General features: G+C 72.2%; 17 protein-coding genes. 2 read left to right on the plus strand and 15 right to left on the minus strand.

All coding sequences use genetic code 11. The features are described from left to right. Nucleotides 1–34: 34 nt before the first annotated feature. Both GA0070623_RS14335 and GA0070623_RS14340 read right to left on the minus strand, forming a co-directional pair. Nucleotides 35–439: a roadblock/LC7 domain-containing protein gene (locus tag GA0070623_RS14335; protein WP_067304724.1), complete on the minus strand. Its 405-nt coding sequence runs from the start codon at nucleotides 437–439 to the stop codon at nucleotides 35–37. Continuing rightward, nucleotides 436–4101, minus strand: a complete 3666-nt coding sequence (locus GA0070623_RS14340; RefSeq protein WP_067304726.1) for a sensor histidine kinase — start codon at nucleotides 4099–4101, stop codon at nucleotides 436–438. Before GA0070623_RS14340 ends, GA0070623_RS14335 begins: the two co-directional genes overlap by 4 nt. A 322-nt stretch (nucleotides 4102–4423) precedes the next feature. Here GA0070623_RS14340 and GA0070623_RS14345 point away from each other — a divergent pair, with 322 nt between their 5' ends. Then, nucleotides 4424–4897 (plus strand): ATP-binding protein, encoded by a 474-nt coding sequence (locus GA0070623_RS14345; protein ID WP_231932359.1) that lies wholly within the window; start codon nucleotides 4424–4426, stop codon nucleotides 4895–4897. 1 nt (nucleotide 4898) lies between these two features. Here the strand turns inward: GA0070623_RS14345 and GA0070623_RS14350 are convergent, their stop codons facing one another. Then, on the minus strand, nucleotides 4899–5975 hold the full coding sequence (locus GA0070623_RS14350; protein WP_067304732.1) for an adenosine deaminase: 1077 nt from the start codon (nucleotides 5973–5975) through the stop codon (nucleotides 4899–4901). Nucleotides 5976–6413: 438 nt separating this feature from the next. On the opposite strand from GA0070623_RS14350, the gene GA0070623_RS14355 reads away from it, so the two are divergent. Continuing rightward, complete coding sequence (locus GA0070623_RS14355) at nucleotides 6414–7259, plus strand: putative RNA methyltransferase (protein ID WP_089004320.1); 846 nt, start codon at nucleotides 6414–6416, stop codon at nucleotides 7257–7259. Between the two features lie 49 nt (nucleotides 7260–7308). On the opposite strand, the gene GA0070623_RS14360 is transcribed toward GA0070623_RS14355, so the two are convergent. The 12 genes from GA0070623_RS14360 to GA0070623_RS14415 form a co-directional block, all read right to left on the minus strand. Next, the gene (locus tag GA0070623_RS14360; protein ID WP_067309563.1) at nucleotides 7309–7989 is read right to left on the minus strand and encodes a DUF4272 domain-containing protein; all 681 of its coding nucleotides are present in this window, start codon (nucleotides 7987–7989) and stop codon (nucleotides 7309–7311) included. A 135-nt stretch (nucleotides 7990–8124) separates the two neighbouring features. Next, nucleotides 8125–9405, minus strand: a complete 1281-nt coding sequence (locus GA0070623_RS14365) for a thymidine phosphorylase (RefSeq protein WP_067309559.1) — start codon at nucleotides 9403–9405, stop codon at nucleotides 8125–8127. Nucleotides 9406–9457: 52 nt separating this feature from the next. Then, a complete protein-coding gene (locus GA0070623_RS14370; RefSeq protein WP_089004051.1) occupies nucleotides 9458–10168 on the minus strand; it encodes a cytidine deaminase in 711 nt (236 codons plus the stop codon). A 136-nt stretch (nucleotides 10169–10304) separates the two neighbouring features. Beyond that, complete coding sequence (locus GA0070623_RS14375) at nucleotides 10305–11585, minus strand: ABC transporter permease (RefSeq protein WP_067309554.1); 1281 nt, start codon at nucleotides 11583–11585, stop codon at nucleotides 10305–10307. A 3-nt stretch (nucleotides 11586–11588) separates the two neighbouring features. Then, nucleotides 11589–12818 (minus strand): ABC transporter permease, encoded by a 1230-nt coding sequence (locus GA0070623_RS14380; RefSeq protein ID WP_407938000.1) that lies wholly within the window; start codon nucleotides 12816–12818, stop codon nucleotides 11589–11591. Nucleotides 12819–12910: 92 nt separating this feature from the next. Continuing rightward, on the minus strand, nucleotides 12911–14563 hold the full coding sequence (locus GA0070623_RS14385) for an ABC transporter ATP-binding protein (RefSeq protein WP_084261357.1): 1653 nt from the start codon (nucleotides 14561–14563) through the stop codon (nucleotides 12911–12913). A 191-nt stretch (nucleotides 14564–14754) separates the two neighbouring features. Beyond that, the gene (locus GA0070623_RS14390) at nucleotides 14755–15825 is read right to left on the minus strand and encodes a BMP family lipoprotein (protein ID WP_172898518.1); all 1071 of its coding nucleotides are present in this window, start codon (nucleotides 15823–15825) and stop codon (nucleotides 14755–14757) included. A 273-nt stretch (nucleotides 15826–16098) separates the two neighbouring features. Further along, nucleotides 16099–16440: a hypothetical protein gene (locus GA0070623_RS14395; protein WP_067309545.1), complete on the minus strand. Its 342-nt coding sequence runs from the start codon at nucleotides 16438–16440 to the stop codon at nucleotides 16099–16101. Between the two features lie 228 nt (nucleotides 16441–16668). Next, the gene (locus GA0070623_RS14400) at nucleotides 16669–18630 is read right to left on the minus strand and encodes a glycoside hydrolase family 13 protein (RefSeq protein ID WP_067309542.1); all 1962 of its coding nucleotides are present in this window, start codon (nucleotides 18628–18630) and stop codon (nucleotides 16669–16671) included. A gap of 128 nt (nucleotides 18631–18758) precedes the next feature. After that, nucleotides 18759–19655, minus strand: coding sequence for a sugar ABC transporter permease (locus GA0070623_RS14405; protein WP_067309569.1), 897 nt, complete (start codon nucleotides 19653–19655; stop codon nucleotides 18759–18761). Nucleotides 19656–19744: 89 nt separating this feature from the next. Further along, nucleotides 19745–21367, minus strand: a complete 1623-nt coding sequence (locus GA0070623_RS14410) for an ABC transporter permease subunit (RefSeq protein ID WP_067309539.1) — start codon at nucleotides 21365–21367, stop codon at nucleotides 19745–19747. Continuing rightward, entirely contained in the window at nucleotides 21367–22623 is a 1257-nt protein-coding gene (locus GA0070623_RS14415) for a sugar ABC transporter substrate-binding protein (protein WP_067309537.1), read from the minus strand. Before GA0070623_RS14415 ends, GA0070623_RS14410 begins: the two co-directional genes overlap by 1 nt. Between the last annotated feature and the right edge of the window lie 116 nt (nucleotides 22624–22739).

Consider the following 22739-nt stretch of genomic DNA (forward strand, 5'->3'; position numbering starts at 1 on the left):
TTGTCGTCCCGTGCCGACCGGATGGCCAGCCCGATCAGCCCATCATCCCGACAGCCGTACGGGCCTGCGGGGTGAGCGCGTCACCCACCCGGTCGACCAGCAACGCCATCTCGTAGCCGACCTGACCGACGTCGCAACTGCGGGCGGCCAGCACGGCGAACGACGAGCCGTCCGAGATGGACATCAGGAACAGGAAACCGTTGTCCATCTCGACGACGGTCTGCAGCACCGCGCCGCCCTCGAAGCAGCGGGCCGCCCCCTGGGTCAGGCTGACCAGGCCGGACGCGATCGCGGCCAGCTGGTCGGCCCGGTCCCGGGGCAGGTCGCGCGACGAAGCGAGGAGCAGGCCGTCGGCGGATACCGCGACCGCGTGCGCGACACCCGGCACCCGGTCGGCGAAGTTGGCCAGCAGCCAACCAAGATCCTGCGTAGTTGTCATCCTTCTTGCTCCTTCTGCCCGCTCCCGCCCGCCGGGCCGAAGCCAGACGGCGAGGATTGCTGCCCGCCCGGAGTCGCGTCCGGGTTGGTGGGGTTGTCCGAGGTGGTCCGGCCGCGTTGCACACCTCGATGGTAGGCCGAGAGCAGACCCCTGACCGCTTCCGGCGTACGTCGCTGCACCGACGCGGCCGGCTTCTCGATCGCCCCCGGCACGAGCTGCGCCATCGGCGTCCGCTTCGGCAGGCCGGTCTGGGTGGTCCCGGCCACCGGCGCCTCGGTCGCGGCCACCGCCGCCCGCCAGCCGTCGTCGGCGGCGGTCTGCCAGGCGGTGGGCTGCGGGGCGGGGCGACGGGTCGCCGGGCCGTCACCGCGACCGGGGAGGCCCCCGTTCGTCGTCCCGTTGTCGCGCGGCATGCCTCCGGCCGGCGCAGTCTCTGCCATCGGTGCGCTACCTGTCGTCCCTGGGGCGGGGTACTGAACGGCGGGGCCGGCCATGGTGGACCGCGCGGTCATGGTGCCGCCGCCCGCCGGCTGGCGGGCACCGGGCGCCTCCTCCGGACCCGGCTTGCGGGTGCGGAACCAGGCCGATTCGAGCTCCCGGAAAATCGGCAGCTCCATCGTCTCGTCCGCGTACCGCTGCTGGGGTGCCTGCTGCGGAGCCGACGGCCGTTGGCCGACCGACGACGGCTGCCCGGCCCGCACCGGCGGGGCCGCGGGCTGCCGTGGTGCCGGCGCTGCCGACTCGGTGCGCGGCACCCGGGGCAGTTCGGTGGTCATGTCCAGGGCGGCGGCGAGCCGCTCCGGGACCGGCGGGGTGGCGGTGTCCCGCTCGGGGTTGGCCACCGGCGGCCAGGCCGGCGGCGCGGCGGCACCCGGCGCGGCACCGCCCGAGGTCGGCCGGGACGGCAGCGGAGCGCTGGGCGACCCGGAGACCGGCGCGACCGGACCCGGCTGACCGGCGTACGGGGACGCCGACACCGGATATCCCGGGGCTGGCTGACCCGACACCGGATAGCCGGAGACCGGCTGGCCCGACACCGGGTAGCCGGAGACCGGCTGACCCGACACCGGCTGGCCCGACACCGGATAGCCGGAGACCGGCTGACCCGACACCGGCGCGGACGGATACGAGGGGGGCAGCGGCGGTGCCGAAACCGGCGGGACCGGCGGGGAGCTGTACGGCCGGGCCTCCGGGCTGCTCGGCAGCTGGCGCGGGATGACCGGCTGCTGGCCGGTGCTGTCCGGGTCGTCGCCGCTGCGCCGCTGGGGCAGCGGGTCGATCTGCTGGCCGTTCGTGGTGCGCGGGGTGAAGCCGTCCCCGCCGTTGATCCCACCGGCACCGGTGAGGTCCGACCAGGCGGGCATCCCCCGCCCACCGTTGGCGGGAGCGGGGGAACCGTTGCGCGGAGCCGGGTCGAAGGGGCGTCCGCCGAAGGTGACCTGGTTGCCGGATTCGCCGTGCCGGGCGGCCGCCGGCTGGCCGTTGCCGAGTGCGGGGAGCGCCCCGAAGGCCGGGGTACCACCGGAGCCGCCGAGGGCGGGGGCCGGGGAGCCGCCGAAGGCCGGGGTGGAAGCACCACCGAAGGCGGGGGTGGGGGCGCCACCGAAGGCGGGCGCGGCGCCACCGAACTGCGGGCCGGCGGCCGGCAGGCCGGGGGTGCCCGGGGCCCGGCCGGTGAGGGCGCGGGGCACCAGCACCGACGTGGGCAGGACCACCTCGGCCACCGTGCCCCGGTCGGTGCCGGGACGCAGCTCCACCTTGACGCCGTGCCGGGACGCCAACCGGGCGACCACGACCAGGCCCATCATCCGGGAGACGGCCACGTCGACCTGGGGCGGGGTGGCGAGCCGCTCGTTGAGGTCGGCCAGCTGCTCGGCGCTGATGCCGATGCCCCGGTCCTCGACGTAGAGCGACGCCCGGTCGCCGACCCGGCGGGCCTCGACCATCACCTGGGAGTCCGGCGGGGAGAACGCCGTCGCGTTGTCGAACAGCTCGGCTACCAGGTGGACCAGGTCGTTGACCGCGTGCGCGGAGACCTCGATGTCCCGGTCGATGATCCCGAACTCGATCCGGGTGTAGTGCTCGACCTCGGACTGCGCGGCGCGCAGCACGTCGATCAGGGCGGCCGGCTCCCGCTGCACCCGGGTGGAGTCGGCACCGGCGAGGACCAGCAGGTTCTCGTCGTTGCGGCGCATCCGGGTGGCCAGGTGGTCGAGCTGGAACAGCTCGGCCAGACGGTCCGGGTCCTCCTCGCCGCGCTCCAGCCGGTCGAGGTGGCCGATCAGCCGGTCGACCAGGATCTGCGAGCGGCGGGCGAGGTTGACGAACATCGTCGCGACCGAGGAGCGGAGCGCGGCCTGCTCGGCGGCGGTCCGGACGGCTTCCAGGTGGACGGCGTTGAACGCCTCGGTCACCTGGCCGAACTCGTCCCGGCTGCGGACCGGCAGCGGCTCGGCGATCTGGTTGGCGAGCTGGGCCGGGGACTGCTGGCCGGTGAACTGCGGGTCACGCAGCCGGGCCACCGCCTGCGGCAGGCCGAACTGGGCGATCGACAGGGCACCCTGCCGCAGCTCGCGCAGGGACCGGGCCATCGACCGGGCGACCAGGTAGGCGAAGAGGATCGCCAGCAGCAGCATGCTGAGCAGCAGGCCGGTCTCCAGGAAGACCTGGCGCTGGACGTCGGAGCGCAGCTCGTCGGCCTTGGCCACGACGTCGCTGTCGAGGCGTACCTCGACGGAGCGGTTGAGCTGGGCGTACGCGACCATGGCCGCGTCCCACTGGTCGGTGGTGAAGGTGAGGCCGTCCAGCTTGTCGCTGTTCAACGCGCTGACCTGGCCGGCGTAGATGTCCGCCTGGCGCCGGTCCGAGCCGGAGACGCTCTGGTCCTGGAACTCGCGCTCGGCGCGGGTCGCCACCGCCTGGAAACTCTGCAGCGCCTGCTGCTCACCGGTGTTGCTGGAGATGTACAGCTCCCGCAGGGCCGGGGTGTACGCCCTCTGGAGCAGCACCTGGTGCACCGCGATCCGGCGGACCGAGGCGTACTCCTTGGCCCGGGCCATCGCGGCGGCGGCCCGCATCTGGTCGCTCAGGTCGTTGTCGCCGGCGAGCTGGGTGGCCGAGTCGCGGATGGTGATCAGGTTGTTGATCAGACCGGTGTACCGGCTGACCGCCTCGCTGAGGCGGAGCTTGCCGTTGTAGACCTGGCTGCGGATGCCGGGCATCTCGGTGAGGTCGCTGTCGATCCGGTCGAGCTGTGTCTCCAGGGTCGCCGGCAGGCCCTCGATCTCGGCGCGCTGCTGCGAGTAGGGCACCTTGGACTGGTCGACCCGCTGGTTGACCCGGTTGTACGCCTCCTGGTACTGCTCACGGGCCTGCCCCTTGGGCGAGCCGAGCAGCAGGACGGCGTTGGTGCGTTCGTCCTGGAGGGTGTTGACCAGGTCACCGGAGTAACCCACCAGGTTGGCCAGGTCACCCGCCCGGTTGGCGTTGTTGAGCGTCTGCAGGTGGTCCACCAGGCCGCTGGTGCCCACGACGACCGTGGCGATGGTCGGCACGATCATGATCAGGCCGAGCTTGGACCAGATCGGCATGTCGCGGAGCCGGCCGGCCGGCCGACGCAGACGCGACAGGAAGGAGCCCGCCGTCGTTGGCCGTTTGCTCACGTCACCGCCCTCGCGATTACAGCGTCTCCGCGTTGCCACGGGCAACGCCCAGCAACCGACCCGGCGGGTCGGACCTCCGAGATTCCATCACGCCTCCCCTGAAAGAGAAAGCCCAGGTTGTCGGTCACCGGAGGTGTGATGAGATGTTGATGCAATTTGATCGCAATCCGTCTGGCCGGAGTTACTCAAAGTAATGGAATGTCCCCACCGCGTGGTCCTGCTGGCCGGCCCTTCCGGGTCCGGAAAGTCGTACATAGCCCATCGAACCGGTCTCCCCGTACTCTGTCTGGACGACTTCTACAAGAACGGCGATGACCCTACGTTGCCCCGACAGAACGGACTGGTCGACTGGGACGCGCCCGAGTCGTGGGACGCGGAAACCGCCGTGGAGACAATTGCCCGACTGGCCCGGCAGGGCCGGACCGAAGTTCCGGTCTATGCGATCGGCGCCGATCGACAAGTGGCCACCCGGCCATTTGAGGTGACCGGATCGCCACTCTTCATCGCCGAAGGGATTTTCGCTGCCGAGATCGTCGAGGAGTGCCGCCGACGGGGCATCCTCGCCGCAGCGTACGCGCTGCGGCGGCCGCGCGGGGCGACCTTCGTCCGCCGGCTGGCCCGTGACCTGGCAGAGCAGCGCAAGGCACCCGGGGTGCTGCTCCGGCGCGGGGTGGCACTGCTGCGCGCCGAACCGGCGGTGCTGCGCCGACAGACCGGCCTCGGCGCCGAGGCGGCCCACGCCCGGGAAATCCTGCGCCGGGTGGCCGACCTGGTCGCCGGCCACCCGCACCGGTGAGTCAGCCGATCAGCTTCGCGTACGCCGGCTTGATCACCTCGTCGATGATGGCCAGCCGCTCGTCGAACGGGATGAAGGCGCTCTTCATCGCGTTGACGGTGAACCACTGCAGCTCCGCCCAGCCGTAGCCGAAGTTCTCCACCAGCAGCGCCATCTCCCGGGACATCGAGGTGCCGCTCATCAACCGGTTGTCGGTGTTCACCGTCACCCGGAACCGCAGCTCCCGCAGCAGCCCGATCGGGTGGTCGGCGATCGACGCCACCGCCCCGGTCTGCACGTTGGACGACGGGCACAGCTCCAGCGGGATCCGCTTGTCCCGCACGTAGGCGGCCAGCCGGCCCAGCGTCGGCGTCGGGCCGGGGGTGATGTCGTCCACGATCCGTACCCCGTGACCCAGCCGGTCCGCCCCGCACCACTGGATGGCCTGCCAGATCGACGGCAGCCCGAACGCCTCGCCGGCGTGGATGGTGAAGTGGAAGTTCTCCCGCTGGAGGTACTCGAAGGCGTCCAGGTGCCGGGTGGGCGGGAAACCCGCCTCGGCGCCCGCGATGTCGAAGCCCACCACCCCGGCGTCGCGGTGCCGGACGGCCAGCTCGGCGATCTCCTGCGACCGGGCGGCGTGCCGCATCGCGGTGAGCAGGGTGCCGACCCGGATCTGGGTGCCCGCCGCAGCGGCCTCGGCGCTGCCCTCGACGAAGCCGGCGACGACCGCCTCGACCACCTCGTCCAGGGTGAGGTTCTGCTCCAGGTGCTGCTCGGGGGCGAACCGGACCTCCGCGTAGACCACGCCGTCGGCGGCCAGGTCGAGCGCGCACTCGCGGGCCACCCGGCGCAGCGCCGGGGCGGTCTGCATGACGGCGACGGTGTGCGCGAACGTCTCCAGGTAGCGCTCCAGCGAACCGGAGTGCGCCGCCTCCGCGAACCACCGGCCGAGTGCCTCCGGATCGGTGCTCGGCAGCTCGTGCCCCACCTCGGCGGCCAGCTCGACGATCGTCGCCGGCCGCAGGCCGCCGTCGAGGTGATCGTGCAGCAGCGCTTTCGGGACCTTGACGATGTCCTCGTATCGGATTGCGACCATCCCCCGACCCTAGTCACGCGCACCGGCGGCCCACGACCAGGCTCGCGGTGATCCACCACCGCGCCGCCCCGCCCCGATCGGCCCCGCCCCGATCGGCCCCGCCCCGATCGGCCCCGCCCCACCCCGGCCCTGCCCCGGTCAGGCCCGCGGCCGGCCCGCATCATCGCCGAGGTGGCGGTATCAGCGCGGGTGGACACCGCCACCTCGGCACCCTTGAGTCGACCGAGGACCTCCCGGGACACCTCGGCCGCCACGTCGGCCCCGCGCCGTAGGCTGCTGCGGGTGAACGCGCCGCACTCGTCCGACCGTCCCGGCAACGCGCCGCAGCCGGACGACACGACCCGGCCGGACGACACGACCCAGCCGAACGACACCACGAAGGCGGACGACACGACGCAGCCGGACGGCTTGACGACGCCCGTCGACGCGACGCATCCGCTGGTCGTGGCCCGGTTGCGCTGCCCGGTCTGCGCCGGGCCGCTGGCCGCCGCGACCGACACCCGCGCGTTGCGCTGCCCCCGCCGGCACAGCTTCGACCTGGCCCGCCAGGGGTACGTCAACCTGCTCACCGGCCGCTCCCCGCACGTCGGGGACACCGCCGAGATGGTCGCCGCCCGAGCTGACTTCCTGGCCGCCGGGCACTACCACCTCATCTCGTCCGCCCTGGCCGAGGCGGCAGCGACCCACGCGGGCACCGCGGGCTTCGGGGCGTACCCGCTGGTGGTGGATGCCGGAGCGGGCACCGGGCGGCACCTCGCGGCGGTGCTGGCGGCGCTGCCCGACGCCGTCGGCCTGGCCCTGGACGTCGCCAAGCCGGCGCTGCGCCGCGCCGCCCGCGCCCACCCGCGGGCCGCCGCCGCGCTCGCCGACACCTGGCGGCCGCTGCCGCTGGCCGACCGCTCGGTCGCCGTGCTGCTCAACGTCTTCGCGCCGCGCAACGGCGACGAGTTCCACCGGGTGCTCCACCCGGCCGGGGCGCTGCTGGTGGTCACCCCCACCGACGCCCACCTGGCCGAACTGGTCGAGGTGCTCGGGCTGCTGCGGGTCGACCCGGCCAAGGCCGACCGGGTCGCCGACAGCCTCGCCGGGCGGTTCACCCCGGAGCACGCCACCGTGCACACCGCCCGGCTCGCGCTGGACCGGGCCGAGGTCACCACCCTGGTCGGGATGGGGCCGAGCGCCTGGCACACCGACCCGCACCGGCTCGCCGCCGCGATCGACGCGCTGCCCGCCCCGGTCACGGTGACCGCCTCGGTACGGCTCACCGTCTGGCGTCCCCGCTGACCTGCGGCGGCACCGGCCCCCGATCTGCGGCGGCATCCTGTCCCGCCGGTCAGGTGGAGAGGTCGACCTCTTCCCAGCCGGGCGGCTCGTCGTGGTACGGCCCCCGCAGCATCACCGCCCACTCCAACGCCCACCGGCGCTGGCCGATCGCGTTCGCGTCCACCAGGCCGGGCAGCCGGTGCCCCGACCGCTCCACCTCCAGGTACGCCCAGTCCAGGCAGTAGTGCAGGTCGAGCAGGGCGGCGGCGTCCGCCGGGTGCTGCGGAGCGGCCAGGATCCGTGCCCGCCACTGGTCGAAGGTCTCCCCACCGGCGAGGTACGGCATCCGCTCCACCAGCCGCTCGTCCACCGGCACGGTCGGGTCGAGCTGCTTGCTCAGGCCGAGCACCCAGGACAGCGAGAAGAGCGCGTCGTGGTGCAGGACGAACGAGCGGTGGTCGCCCCTGCCGCCGACCACGAACTGCCACTCCGGCGGGGTGACCATGTCGACCAGGTGGGATTCGAGCAGCCAGCTCATCGCGGTCTGGGCGGGCATCCCGAAGCACCGGGCCAGGATCAGGTGCAGCACCGCGATGCGGGCCTCGATCTCCCCGGTGGGTCGCAGCTCGACCTCGTCGCCCGGCTCCCACACCAGGGGAAACTTGGCCGGCGGCAGTGGTAGGCCCAGCCGGGACAACTCGTCGAGGCTCGCCTCGCGGACCTCCCGTGGATCGGGGGCGGCTACCAGCACGGTCGGAAATCCTGTCTGCTCACGTCGGCGTCACCACCGTTCGATCCCCCTGGCCAGGGAGAATAACGTTCCGTGGCGACCAGCGCCATGCCGGCCACCCCGATCGGCCGCACCGGTCGGGACCGGTCCGGCGGTTCAGCCGATCCGCTCGATGACCAGCGGCGACGGCGGCGGCGCGGCGGCGGCGACCCGGACCGCCCGGTCCGCCTCGGCCCGCGCCGCCGGCAGCCGCGACGCGTCGTCGGCCCGCAGCTCGTACAGCGGGTCGCCGGCCCGCACCGGGTCTCCGGGGCGCTTGTGCAGCACCACCCCGGCCGCGGCGCTGACCGGGTCCTCCTTGCGGGCGCGACCGGCGCCGAGTCGCCACGCGGCCACCCCGATGGCGTACGCGTCGACCGACTCGACGAACCCGTCGGCCCCGGCGCGGACCGTCTCCACCTCGTTGGGGGTCGGCAGCGGGGCGTCCGGGTCACCGCCCTGCGCCCGGATCATCGCCCGCCAGGCGTCCATGGCCCGCCCGTCACGCAGCGCGGCGGCCGGGTCCGCGTCGGGCAGGCCGGCGGCGTCGAGCATCTCCCGGGCCAGCGCCAGGGTCAGCTCCACCACGTCGGGCGGGCCACCGCCGGCCAGCACCTGCACCGACTCGGTCACCTCGACCGCGTTGCCGACGGTCAGGCCGAGCGGGGTGGACATGTCGGTAAGCAGGGCGACCGTCCTGACCCCGTGCGCGTCGCCGAGGGCCACCATGGTCCGGGCCAGCTCCCGGGCGTCGGCCACGTTCTTCATGAACGCGCCGGAGCCGACCTTGACGTCGAGGACCAGCGCCCCGGTGCCCTCGGCGATCTTCTTGCTCATGATCGAACTGGCGATCAGCGGGATCGCCTCCACGGTGCCGGTGACGTCGCGCAGCGCGTACAGCTTGCGGTCGGCCGGGGCGAGCGCGTCACCGGCCGCGCAGATCACCGCGCCGACCTCGCGGAGCTGGGCGATGAACTCGGCGTTGCCCAACGACGCCCGCCAGCCGGGGATCGACTCCAGCTTGTCCAGCGTGCCGCCGGTGTGCCCGAGCCCCCGGCCGGAGAGCTGCGGCACCGCGCCGCCGCAGGCCGCCACCAGCGGGGTGAGCGGCAGGGTGATCTTGTCACCGACCCCGCCGGTGGAGTGTTTGTCGACGGTCGGCCGGGCCACCGCCGACAGGTCCAGCCGCTCGCCGCTGGCGATCATCGCGGCGGTCCACCGGGCGGTCTCCGGCACCGTCATCCCGCGCAGCAGGATCGCCATGGCCAGCGCCGACATCTGCTCGTCGGCCACCAGCCCCCTGGTGTAGGCGTCGACGACCCAGTCGATCTGGCCGTCGCTCAGCACGCCCCCGTCCCGCTTGGCCCGGATGACGTCGACCGCGGTAAAAGCACTCACCGTTGAGTTCCTTCTGAAGTCGTTGCAGGTAGCGGCCCGGTCACCGGCCGGTTCAGGAGGCGGCCCAGCGGGCCGGAATCTCCAGCGGCGGCTCGCCCTCACCGGCCCAGAAGATGGTGCCCTCCGCGTCCACCACCACGACCCTGGGGGTACGGGCCAACCCCCAGGTGATCGCCTCTGCCGGGTCGCCCCAGCTCGGCCCCTCCTCCAGCACCCCGGGTCCGGCCTCGTCGGTGTCCCCCGCCGACCGCTCCCAGTACGCCGTCCAGATCTGCTGCCCGGCGGAGAGATCCGGGTGCACGAAGACCGTCCCCCGCCCCCGCCAGGCGGCCAGCCTGTCCGGCACCACCGGCACCGGGTTCTCGCCGACGACCGCCTCGATGTCGGCCACGTCGAAGGCGTGCGGCAGCAGCTCCGCCATCCGCAGCGGACCGGTCCTGGACTCCACCAGGCACTCCGGGCCGCCGTTCTCCCAGAGCAGTTGCCGGCACCGGCCGCACGGCATCAGCGGTTCACCGGTCGCGTCGACGCAGGACATCGCGACCAGCCGCCCGCCGCCGGTGGCGTGCAGCGCGGAGACCACTCCGCACTCGGCGCAGAGGGTCACCCCGTACCCGGCGTTCTCCACGTTGCAGCCGACCACCACCCGGCCGTCGTCCACCAGGGCCGCCGCGCCGACCGGGAAGTGGGAGTACGGCACGTAGGCGTGTCGCATCACCTCGGTGGCGGCGGCCCGCAGCCGCTTCCAGTCGATGTCGCTCATATCCCTCATTCTGCCCAGGGCACCCGGCCCGGACGCGCGTCGGGTGCCGGTCGGCCACCGCCGTGGGTCGCACCCGTCGCCGGAAACGCCCCGGCCCGGCGGGACGGATCCCGCCGGGGCGGGAGCGGGCCGCGTCTCAGCCCTTGACGTACGGCTTGCCGTCGGCGGCGGGCGCCCGGACCCGACCGACCAGCCCGGCCACCGCCAGGATGGTCGCCAGGTACGGCAGCATCGCCAGGAACTGGCTGGGGATGCTGCTGCCGATCGCCCCGAGGTAGGTGGCGAGCTGGTCGGCGAAGCCGAAGAAGAGCGCGGCGAGCAGCGCGCCGGTCGGGCTCCACCGGCCGAAGATCAGTGCGGCCAGGGCGATGAAGCCCTTACCGCCGATCATGTTCTTGGTGAAGCTGTAGAGCGCCAGCGTGTACGACGCACCACCGATGCCGGCCACCAGCCCGGCCAGCAGCACGTTGCGGTAGCGCAGCCGCAGCACCTTCACCCCGAGGGTGTCGGCGGCCGTCGGGTGCTCGCCCACCGAGCGGGTCCGCAGCCCCCACCGGGTACGGAACAGCGCGAAGTGGATGACCAGCACCAGCAGCAGGCCGAGGTAGAGGAAGATGTTGCCCCGGAACAGGGCCGGGCCGAGCAGTGGGATGTCCTTCAGCAGCGGGATCTCCCAGTTGCCGAACCGCGGCGCGCTGTTGTACTTGTCCGCGTTGGTCTGCATCAGCCGCTCGTAGAGGAAGCCGGTGACGCCGACCGCCAGCAGGTTGAGCACCACCCCCATCACCACCTGGTCGACCAGGTAGCGGATGGCGAACACGGCCAGCAGCAGCGAGATCAGCGCGCCGCCGATCGCCGCCGCCACCAGACCGACCCAGACGCTGCCGGTGAGGCTGCCGAAGAGCGCGCCGCTGAACGCACCCATCAGCAGCTGCCCCTCGATGGCGACGTTGACCACCCCGGACCGCTCACAGAGCACCCCGGCCAGCGCGCCGAAGATCAGCGGCAGGGCCAGCACGAAGGTGCCCCGCACGATGTTGACCATAGGCATGAAGTTGCGGCCCTCGGGGGCGGCCGAGACCTGCCAGCACAGGAAGCTCAGCACGAAGCCGACCAGACCGACGCCGAGCAGCACGGTGAACCAGCGCTTCGGCACCCCGGCCAGCAGCGCGCCACCGGCCGCCGCGGCGACGACCCCGAACAGGATCGCGCCGAGGGTGCCGTGGACCTCCAACGCCGCGCCGCCCTCGGTCTCGCTGAGGGTGAACCGGGCCGGCTGGCCGGTGGCCAGCGCCCCGAACAGTCCGGTGGCGAGCACGCCCAGCGCCAGCAGGACCAGGCCGACCTTGCGCGGGCGGGTCCAGAAACCCTCGTCGACCGCGGCCACGGCGACGTCGGGGACAGCGGTGGTGGACATGCCTCACCAGCCCTTCGCGAGGCTCGTCTGCAACCGGGCGGCACGGGCGGCCCGGAGCTGGAAGATCGCCTTCACCAGGGCCGGCGCGGCGATGAAGATGACGATCAGTGCCTGGAGCACGGTGACCAGTTCCAGCGAGATCCCGGAGTACGACTGCATCCGGTTGCCGCCGGCCTGGAGCGCGCCGAAGAGCAGCGCGGCCAGCAGCACCCCCCAGGGCTTCACCCGGCCGAGCAGCGCCACCAGGATGCCGTCGAAGCCGATCTGCGCGATCACCAGCGGGGTCAGCGCGTTCGCGGTGGAGCCGAGCACCATCTGGCTGCCGCCGAGGCCGGCGAGCATCCCGGCGATCACCATCACCAGCACGTACGTCCTGGTGACGCTGATGCCGGCGGTCCGGGCCGCGTCCGGGTTGGCCCCGACGGCCCGCAGCTCGAAGCCGAGTGTCGACCGGGTGAGCAGCCAGGCGACGGCCCAGGTGGCGAGCACCGCGAGCAGGATGCCGGCGTGCACCCGCAGGTCGTCGCCGAGCAGCCGGGGGAACGCCGCCGAGGAGTCGACGGGCCGGCTGATCGCGTCCGACCGGTCCGGGTTCTGGACGCCGTTCTGCACGATGACCCAGGACAGGAAGTAGACCGCGACATAGTTGAGCATGATCGTGTTGATCACCTCGTGCGCGCCGGTCCGGGCCTTGAGGATGCCCGGCACGAAACCCCAGACCGCGCCGCCGACCGCACCGGCGATCAACGCGACGACCAGGTGCACCACCGGGGGCAGCGGCAGCGCGAAGCCGGCCACGGCCGCCAGGATCACCCCCATCGTCGCCTGACCCTGGGCGCCGATGTTGAACAGGCCGCCCCGGAAGGCGAGCGCCACCGACAGCCCGGTGAAGACCAGCGGCGCGGTGTAGGTGAGGGTCTCCGAGATCGGGCTCAGCGCGGCGGTGAAGCCGGACGCCTCCGGGTCGAAGACCGCCCCCTTGAACAGGTTGGCGTACGCCTCGCTGACCACCGTCCAGCTCGCGTTCAGCGCGTCGGTCGGGCGGGCGGTGATGTAGCCGTAGGTGGCCAGCACCTCCGGATCCGACACGATGATCAGGACCGCGCCGACCAGCATCGCCAGGACCAGCGCGAGGACGGTCACGGTCACCGTGTTGGCGGCCCAGAGGTTGTCCAGGAAGAGCCGGCCCAGCGTCGGCCGGGGCCCCGGCGCGGGCTGCTTCGGTGAGGTCATGGTGGCACCCCGGTCGGCCTTGCCGGTCGCGGTCAGCTCCGGTCCGGTCGCCGGCTCCTTGTCCGGGGAGCCGGACACCGGGTTCGGGTTGCTCATGCCTCGTCCTCGTTGCCAGGGCGCTCGGATGCCGGTGCCACCCCGCCGGCCGCCTCGGTGGGGGTCGCCGGGCCGGGGGTCGCCGCGCCAGGGGTGGCCGCGCCGGGGGTGGCCGAGCCACCGGCCGGGGCGGTGCCGGGGGTGTCCGGGGTGATGCCGGCCATCAGCAGGCCGATCTCCTCGCGCGGGGTGTCCGGGCCGACGATGCCGATGATCCGGCCCCGGTACATCACCGCGATCCGGTCGGCGAGGCCGATCACCTCGTCCAGCTCACTGGAGACCACCAGGACGGCGGTGCCGACGTCCCGCTCGCGGATGACCCGGCTGTGGATGAACTCGATCGAGCCGACGTCCACACCCCGGGTGGGCTGGGCGGCGATGAAGAGCTTCAGCGGCCGGGACAGCTCCCGGGCCACGATCACCTTCTGCTGGTTGCCACCGGACAGCGTGCCCACCGCCGCGTCCGCCGACGGGGTACGCACGTCGAACTGGTCGATCCGCTCCCGCGCCGACGCGGCGATCGCGTCCGGCCGCAACGCCAGGCCCTTGCCGAACGGCGGCCGGTCGTAGATGTCGAGAACCAGGTTCTCGGCGACGCTGAACTCCTTGACCAGGCCGTCGACGCTGCGGTCCTCGGGCACGTAGCCGACCCCGGCGCGGAGCACCTTCTTGGTGGACCAGCCGTGGATCGACTCGCCGTCCAGGGTCACCGTGCCGGCGAGGGTCGGGCGCAGCCCCATGATCGCCTCGATCAGCTCGGTCTGCCCGTTGCCCTGCACGCCCGCCACGCCGAGCACCTCACCGGCGCGTACGGTCAGGTCGACGCCGTCCACCGCGCGGACCCGCCGGTCGTCGTCGACGACCAGACCGGCGACCTCCAGGATCGGCCGCTGCGGGGTGGCGGGCTGCTTGTCCACGGTGAGCCGGACGTTGCGGCCGACCATCAGCGCGGCCAGCTCGTCCCGGCTCGCCTCGGGGGAGGCGGTGCCGACGGTCCGGCCGCGCCGGATCACGGTGATCCGGTCGGCGATGGCCTTGACCTCGCCGAGCTTGTGGGTGATGAACACGATCGACTTGCCGGCCGCCTTGAGCGACCGCATGACCGTGAGCAGCTCCTCGGTCTCCTGCGGGGTGAGCACGGCGGTCGGCTCGTCCAGGATCAGCAGGTCGACGTCGCGGGTGAGCGCCTTGACGATCTCGACCCGCTGCTGGATGCCGACCGGCAGGTCCTCGATCACCGCGTCCGGGTCGACCCGCAGGTTGTACCGCGCGGAGACCTCGGCCACCTCGCGGCGGGCCCGCCGCCGGTCCAGGAAGCCGACGATGCCGCCCCGGACCTGCTCCGCGCCGAGCATGATGTTCTCGGCCACGGTGAAGACCGGCACCAGCATGAAGTGCTGGTGCACCATGCCGATCCCGACGGCGATCGCGTCGGAGGGGCCCCTGAGCTTCAGCGGCCGGCCGTCGACCAGGATCTCGCCCTCGTCGGGCTGGTAGAGCCCGTAGAGCACGTTCATCAGGGTCGACTTACCCGCGCCGTTCTCGCCGAGCAGGGCGTGGATCTCTCCAGGCTCCACCGTCAGGTCGATGTGATCGTTGGCGACCAGATCACCGAACCGCTTGGTGATGCCGCGCAGTTCGAGTCTCAGCGCAACCTCCTGGAGTGCGAGCGATGGTGCAGCCTAGCTGCCGGCCCCCGGGGTCGCCGGTCGACCGGTGAGCGGACCGGCCGCCCCGGCGTCCGCGGGATCCCCCACGGACGCCGGGACGGCCGGTCGTCCTGCCCGGTGCCCGCCGGCCGCCGCTGCCGATGATCCCATCGTGGCGGCCGGCGCGGCGGTCACTTGGTCGGCTGGGCCTTCGAGGTGACCGTGATGGTGCCGGCGGCGATGTCCGCCTTCAGCTTCTCGACCTCGGCCTTGAGGTCCGCCGGGACCTTGCTGTCGAAGTCGTGGTACGGGGCGATCGAGACACCGTTGTTGGCCAGGTTGCCCACGAAGCCCGGGGTGGCGGCGAGCTTCTCGCCACCGGCGGCCTTGAGCACGGCGTCCTTGACGGCGTCCGGGATGTTCTTGACCACGGTGGTCAGCAGCGCCGCGCAGTCCGGGGTGCTCTCGCAGCCGTCGACGTCGACCCAGACGACCGAGTACTTGCCACCCGAGGCCTTGGCCGCCGAGGTGGTGCCGAGGCCCGCGCCGCCGGCGACCGGCATGACGATGTCCGCGCCCTGGGCGACCAGCGCGTCGGAGACCTTCTTGCCCTCGTCCTGCTTGGCGAAGTCGTTGGTGAAGGAACCCTTCTGGGTCGCCTTGTCCCAGCCCAGCACCTGGACGTTCTTGCTCTTGGTCTTGTTGTAGTGCGCCACACCGTCGGCGAAGCCGTCCATGAAGATGGTCACCGGCGGGATCGGCAGGCCACCGTAGGTGCCGACCTTGCCGCTCTTGCTCATCCCGGCCGCCAGGTAACCGGCCTGGAAGGCGGCCTGGGCGGTGTCGAACTGCATCGGGTAGACGTTCGCCACGCCCGGGTTGGCGTCCACGATGCCGAACTGCTGGCCGGTGTTGGCGGCGGCGATCTTCTTGGTGGCGTCCGCCATCAGGCCGCCGACGGCCAGGATGAAGTCGCACTTCTGGTTGACGTACCCGGTCAGGTTGACCTCGTAGTCCGCCTCGGCCTTCGACGCGACGTACTTGATGTCGATGTTGTCGTTGGCCTTCTTGGCCTCCTCCAGGCCCTTCCAGGCGGAGGTGTTGAACGACTTGTCGTCGATGCCGCCGACGTCGGTCACCATGCAGGCGCTGTACTTCTTGTCGCCGCTGCCACCGGCGTTGTTGTCGTCGTCGGGCGCCTCGCCGCACGCGGCAGCACCCAGCACGAGCCCACCCGCCGCGATGGCAGAGGCGATCCGCATCCCACGCACAGAGCGCAAGACGTCTCCTTCCATTGCACACCGCCTCGTGCGGTGGCAGCCCTTGAACCGACCAGCGCTGTGCTGCCGGCATCCCACGTTACGGACGGGAGCGTAGCCCCACGCCCACCCACCGGCCGCCAATCGTGCACGACTGTTGAACGCTCGTTATCCCGGCGTAACCCTGGGGTGGGGCACATCACTCACCATGCCTGGTGAGGACCGGCCGGGAGGTGTGAACGCCGGGTTTCCGGCCCACCCACCGCCCTGCGCCGATTATCGCCAGAACACCGCCACGGCCGCCGTGACCAGGGTCAACCCGATGATCGCCAGGAAGTGCCCCCGGGCGACCTGGGTCCGCTTACGAGAGAAGAAGACCATGACGAAGATGAGCAGGGCCAGCACCAACTTGGTAACAAGCTTGGCGGGGGCCGGCTCGTCGCCGTCCCGCAGCGGCGCGGACAGCCCCAGGCCGGTCAGCAGCTGGATCACGGAGCCCCAGAGCATGGCCGCGTTGATCCGCAGCTTGCCGCTGACGTACTGGGCCACCGCACCACCGAGCAGCAGTGCGAACCCGATCAGATGGACATAGAGAAGGATCAGTCGAAGAGCTTCCACGTCGGCAATCCTCCCCCATCAACGACACTTTGTAGTAGGTGGCCCGCCGGCTGAGTTCAATCCGTGATCTCCCCCGGCCACCACTCCGCCCGCCGCATGATCCGCGGCTCAAGATCGTGCTTGAACCTTGTTGTAGTGGCTTTCGCGCGCGGACAGGCCACTACAACAAGGATCGAGCACGATCTTCCAAAAGACATCCCACGAGAGGTGCGGGTGCGGGGTGGGTGGTCAGAGGTGCCAGACCTGGAAGGTGGGGCCGTCACCGGGGAGGGTCACCGCGCCGTCGGCGGCCCTCCGCAGGGGCGGGGCGCCACCGTAGGCGTTCTCGCCGGACCCCCCTCCCGCCCCGGAAGCCCCGGAGGCACCGGAGGCCCCGGAGGCCCCGGAGGCACCGGAGGCACCGGAAGTCCTGAAGGCACCGGAAGTCCCGGGCGGCAGGCCGGTCAACCGCACCGGTGCGCCGGCCGCCCGGCGGGCCAGCACCAGCACCGCGCCGGTCGTCGCCTCGCGCAGGAAGACCAGCGTGTCGGCGTCCACGTGCACCCAGCGCAGCCCGCCGTGCCGCAACGCCGGGGTGTCCCGGCGCAGCGTCAGCAACGCCCGGTACGCGGCGAACGTGCCGACGTCCCAGCTTGCCGGCCGGTGCCACGGCATCGGGGTACGCGAGCCCTCGCCGTTGACACCGGTCAGCCCCAGCTCGTCACCGGCGAAGACCACCGGGGTGCCGGGCATGGTGGCGAGCAGCCCGGCGGCCACCTCCTGCCGGGCGGAGTCCCCCACCACGGTGCGGATCCGGGCCGAGTCGTGCGAGCCGAGCAGCTGCCACGAGTGGGTGTACGACCGCCAGGAGACCAGCGACCGGAAGCTGTCCATGGTGGCGAGCACCGCGGGGGCGTCCCGCCGTCGTACCCCGCCCGGGGTGCCGAGGAAGTTCGGTACCGGCTCGTCGGCGGACCGGTGGGAGGGCTCGCCGGGGTGGGGTGACGTGCCGTCGCGGCGCAGCCAGGACCAGACCGGGTCGGTGAAGCCGACGTAGTTCATCGTGCCGTGCCAGCCGTCGCGGTCCAGGTCGCCGGTGTGGTCGTGGCCGTGCTCGGCGAGCAGCAGCCCGTCGGCCCGGGTCTGCGCGACCGTCTCCCGCAGCAGCCGCGCCACCTCGTGGGTGTACGCGTCCGCGCCCCGCCGGCCGGTCATGTTGGCCACGTCCACCCGCCACCCGTCCAACCCGTACGGCGGGCGCAGCCAGCGGCGCAGTGGTGAATCCGGGTCGGTGGCGAAACGGCGGCGCAGCTCGGCACTGCCCCAGTTGAGCTTGGGCAGCGACCGCACCCCGTTCCACGACTCGTAGGTCGGCTCCCCGCCGCCGGTGGCCACGTCGAAGTAGTACAGCTCCCGTTCCGGGGCGTCGACGTCGGCCAGGGCGCGGGTGAACCACCCGTGTGCGTCGCCGGTGTGGTTGCTGGTGATGTCGCCGATCAGCCGCCAGCCCCGGGCCCGGACGGCGTCGGCCAGCCGGACCAGCGCCGCGTCCCCGCCGAGCAGCGGGTCCACGGTGTCGAAGCTGGCCGCGTCGTACCGGTGGTTGGAGCGGGCCGGGAAGACCGGCGTCAGGTAGACCGTGTTGACGCCGAGCCGGTCCAGATGGTCCAGCCGTTCGGTGATGCCGTCCAGGTCACCGCCGTAGAACTGGTGCGGGGTCTGCGGGCCGCGCCCGACGACCGGGGTGTCCCAGGCGCAGGGGACCGCCCAGTCCGGCGGGGTGCGGCCGTCGGCGGCGGCGGACCGGGCGAACCGGTCGGGGAAGATCTGGTAGACCAGCGCGTCCCGCGCCCAGCGAGGCGGCGGGGCGTGGCTGACCAGCTTGAAGTCGCCGTGGTCGGGCACGTCGTGGTCGATCTGACCGGCGGCGTTGAGCCAGCGGTAGCCGGTCTTTCCGGTGAGCATGAAGCGGTAGTTGCTGACCGGGTTGCGCACCTCGACGTCGGCCCGCCACCACACCTCGTGGTCGTCGCGGCGGTCGACGGTCGCCTCGACGAAGCGGGGTTCGCCGTCGCCGGTGGTCCGGACGTGCACCTGCCGGACGTCGCCGTCCCGGGGCACCCGGACGAAGACCGGCACCCGCTGCCCGAGAGCGGGTTCCTGCTCGGGCACGTACAGCGCCGAGCCGTCGTGGTGCGGCGGCAGGGACATGGTGCGACCTCCGGTCGGACGGCGGCGGGGCGGTCGTCCGCCGCGCGGAACCCGGACCACCGCCGGCCCCGCCCCGCACGGGCGGCGACCCGGCGACACGACACACGACGGTGGTCCGGCGGGTCTGGTCAGCCCTTGACCGCCCCGGCGGTCAGGCCGGAGACGATGTAACGCTGGAGCAGTTGGAAGACCAGTACGGTGGGGATCGCGGTGAGCAGGGTGCCCGCCGCGAAGATCCCGAAGTTGTTGTTCCGCTCCCCGGCCACCAGGCCGAACATGCCGACCGCCAGGGTCTTCGACCCGGTGTCGGTGAGGAACACGTTGGCGATCATGAACTCGTTGATCGTGCCGATGAACGACAGCAGCGCGGTCACCGCCAGGATCGGCGCCACCAGCGGCAGCATGATCCGGAAGAAGACCTGGGCGTGGCTCGCGCCGTCCATGGTGGCCGACTCGTCCAGTTCGCGGGGCAGGGTGTCGAAGAACCCCTTCATCAGCCAGGTGTTCATGCCCAGCGCCCCGCCCAGGTAGAGCAGGAACAGGCCCCATGGGGTGTTGAAGCCGATCGACGGCCACAGGTCGGTGACCCGGCTGAAGATCAGGAAGATCGCCACGATGGCCAGGAACTGCGGGAACATCTGGATCAGCAGCAGGGTCAGCAGGCCGAACCGGCGCCCGGCGAAGCGCATCCGGGAGAACGCGTACGCCGCCAGCGCGGACAGGAAGATCGACGCGAAACTGGCCCCGCCCGCGATGAGTAGCGAGTTGAGGAACCAGCGGCCGAACTCCGTCCGCTCGAACAGGTTGCCGAAGTTCTCCAGGGAGGCCCCGGTCGGCAACAGCTCGGTCGAGGAGAGCGTGCCGAGCGGGTTGAGCGCCGCGGAGAGCACGAACAGGATCGGGAAGAGGCTGAACGCCACCGCCAGCACGCCGGCCACGTGCCGCCAGCCGACCTGGGCGAGCCACCGGCCGCCGCGCCGCCCGGGGCCGCCCCGGCCACGCCCGGTGTGGCCCGGCCGGGCCACACCGGTTCCGTCGGCACCCGGCCGGGAGTCGGATGGGCCGGCCGCGTCCCGCCGGGGCGCGGTCGCCCCGGCGACGTTCGGGTGGGTCGTCACGAGTAGACCTCCTCCTGCTGGCGGGTCCGCCGGAAACTGACCGCCGAGACCGTGGCGACGATCGCGAAGATGAAGATCGACACCGCGGCGGCCAGGCCGAACTCGGCACCCTGCGCGCCGAAGGCCAGCCGGTAGGTGTACGTGATCAGCAGGTCGGTGGCCCCGTTGGTCGGGTTGTCCGGCGCGAACGGGCCGCCCTCGGTGGTCAACCAGATCGCGTTGATGTTGTTGAAGTTGAACGCGAACGACGCGATCAGCAGCGGCGAGAGCGCGACCAGCAACAGGGGCAGGGTGACCGCCCGGAACGACTGGAACGGCGACGCGCCGTCGACCGAGGTGGCCTCGGTCAGCTCCTTCGGAATGGCCTGGAGCGCTCCGGTGGCCACCAGGAACATGTACGGGTACCCCAGCCAGAGCTGCACCAGCAGCACCGCGAGCCGGGCCGACCAGGCTTCGCCGAACCAGTCGACACCGAGTCCGAACAGGTTGTTGACCAGGCCGAAGTCGGTGTTGAACATGTCCCGCCAGACCAGCAGCATCGCGAACGACGGCATGGCGTACGGCAGGATCAGCAGGACCCGGTAGAGGTTGGTGCCCCGCATCCGGGGCGAGTGCAGAGCCAGCGCGATGGCCATGCCGAGCAGAAAGGTGAGCCCGGTGGAGCCGATCGCGAAGGCGAAGTTCCACAGCAGGGTGCCGAAGAACGGGCCGGAGATGTCCGGGTCGGTGAGCACCCGGGCGAAGTTCTTCAGCCCCACGCCGACCTGCCAACCCTGGGCGAGCCGCTCGCCGTCGGCGGCGACGAAGGCACCGGCCTTCGGGTCGGCGGTCCAGGTGCGGCCGGTCTCGCTGTCGGTGACGCAGTCGCACTTGCGGTCGTACGCCCGGATGGCCCTGCCCTCGTAGGCCCGGGACAGGCCGGTGGCACGCAGCGCGCCGCCCGGGGTCGGCACCACCAGGCCGGTGATCTCCTCGCTGCGGACGCTGGCCTGGCCGAAGGTCAGCACCGTGTAGCCCCGGGCGGCGGTGACCCGGCCGCCGGGCGTGACGGTCACGTCGGCGGCGGCGAGCGGGCGCAGCCCGTCGGCGTCCCCGGCGGAGACCGTGCCGGCCGTCGGGTCGGTCACCAGGAAGACCAGCGGGCCGGTGGCCGGGTCGCCCCTGGTGGCGACGGCGAGGGCGTACTCGGTGGAGCCGGGGACCTGCTTGACCGAGGAGCTCTCGATGGCGACGATCGCGTCGTCCTTGGACCCCCGGTGCCCGTCGCCGTAGTTGGTGAACGCGGTGCTCGCGGTGTAGAGCACCGGGAAGACCTGGAAGGCGAGCAGGAAGATCGTCCCCGGCACCAGGTACTTGGCCGGGATGTGCCGGCGGGTGAGGTAGAGGTAGCCCAGGCCGACGGTGGTGACCGCCAGCACGGCCAGACCGCCCCAGAGCCGGGCGGCGACGAGCGGGAAGGCCGCCCAGATCGCGATCCCGGCCACCAGGCCGAGCAGGACCACCTTGACGACCAGACCGGTCGCGGTGATCGGCGCATGGTGGCGCGCGGTGCTGGGCGTGCCCGGGAGCCCGCCGCCCGGGGCCTGCTGGGCAGGCCCCGGGCCGGACAGCGTGCTCATTACTTGATCTGACCCGAGATCGTCTTACCGGCGGCGGTGACGGTCTTCGCCGGGTCGGCGCCACCGATGACGGCGGCCTCCGCCTTGCCGAACGGATCCCAGATCGCGGCCATCGCCGGGATCGCCGGCAGCACCTGACCGTCCTTGCCCGCCTCGGAGAACTTGGCCAGATCCGGGTCGGTGCCCTTGACCTGGTCGAACGCGGCGGTCAGCGCCGGCGGGCGCGGTTCGGCCTGGTAGAGCGCCACCGCCAGCTCCGGTGTGGTGACGTAGTTGGTGACGAACTCCTGGGCCAGCGCCTTGTTCTTGCCCTTGGCGGCCACGTAGAACGCCTGGACGCCGACGAACGGCTGGGCCGGCTTGCCACCGGCGAAGCCCGGGACCGGCGAGATGTCGTAGGAGATGCCGGCCTTCTTGGCGTCGGCGATCGCCCACGGGCCGGAGACCAGGAAGGCGCACTTCTTGCCGGTGAAGGTGGCGATCGAGTTCTCGCCGGTGATGGAGCGCTTCAGCGCGCCGTCGCCCTTCTCGCCGAGCTTGCCGATCTTCTTGAACGCCTCGACCGACTCCGGCTTGCCCACGCCGAGGTCCTTCGGGTCGTAGTCGCCGTTGGCGGCGGTGCCGAACAGGTAGCCGCCGGCCGAGGTGTACAGCGGGTAGATGTGGTAGGCGTCGCCGTTCTGGCCGGACTGGAGGCAGAGGATCTCGCTGGCCTTCTTCTCGGCCTTGAGCTTCCTGCCGGTGGCGACCAGGTCCTCGATCGTCTTCGGCGCGTCGGGGGCCAGCGCGGTGTTGCGGATCAGCGCGATGTTCTCGGTGGCGTACGGCACGCCGTAGAGCTGGCCGTTGAAGGTCACCGCCTTGACCGCGGTCTCGTTGAAGCCGCCCTTCTGCGCGGCGGTGAGCTGCACCGGGTCGATGGCGCCGTTGGAGACCAGGTTGCCGATCCAGTCGTGCGCGCCGACGACGACGTCCGGGCCGCTGCCCTGCTGCGAGGCGGTGACGAAGTTCGTCTGGAGGTCCTTGGAGACGGCCTGCACCTCGACGGTGACGCCGTTTTCCTGGCCGAACTTCTCGGCGAACGGCTTGAGCGCCGCGGTCCGCTTGTCGTCCGCCCAGATGACGAGCTTGCCGCTCGCGGCCGGGGAGGAGGTCGCCTTGGCGGCCGGTTCGTCGTTGCTGTCGCCGCCGCCGCAGCCGGACGCGGCGAGCGCCAGGCCGAGGACGGTGACCACACCCGCGGTACGGATGCGCATCGGTACTCCTGTCGTCATGGCGAGCCGCCGGGGGAGGGCGGCCCGCCCTGGGAAAAGCTGAAAGTTCTTGCCAACCGACGCCGGACCGGCCGGGTCGCTGCTCTCGTGTGTTGCCG

This window comes from Micromonospora rifamycinica, assembly GCF_900090265.1.
Classification (GTDB): Bacteria; Actinomycetota; Actinomycetes; order Mycobacteriales; family Micromonosporaceae; genus Micromonospora; species Micromonospora rifamycinica.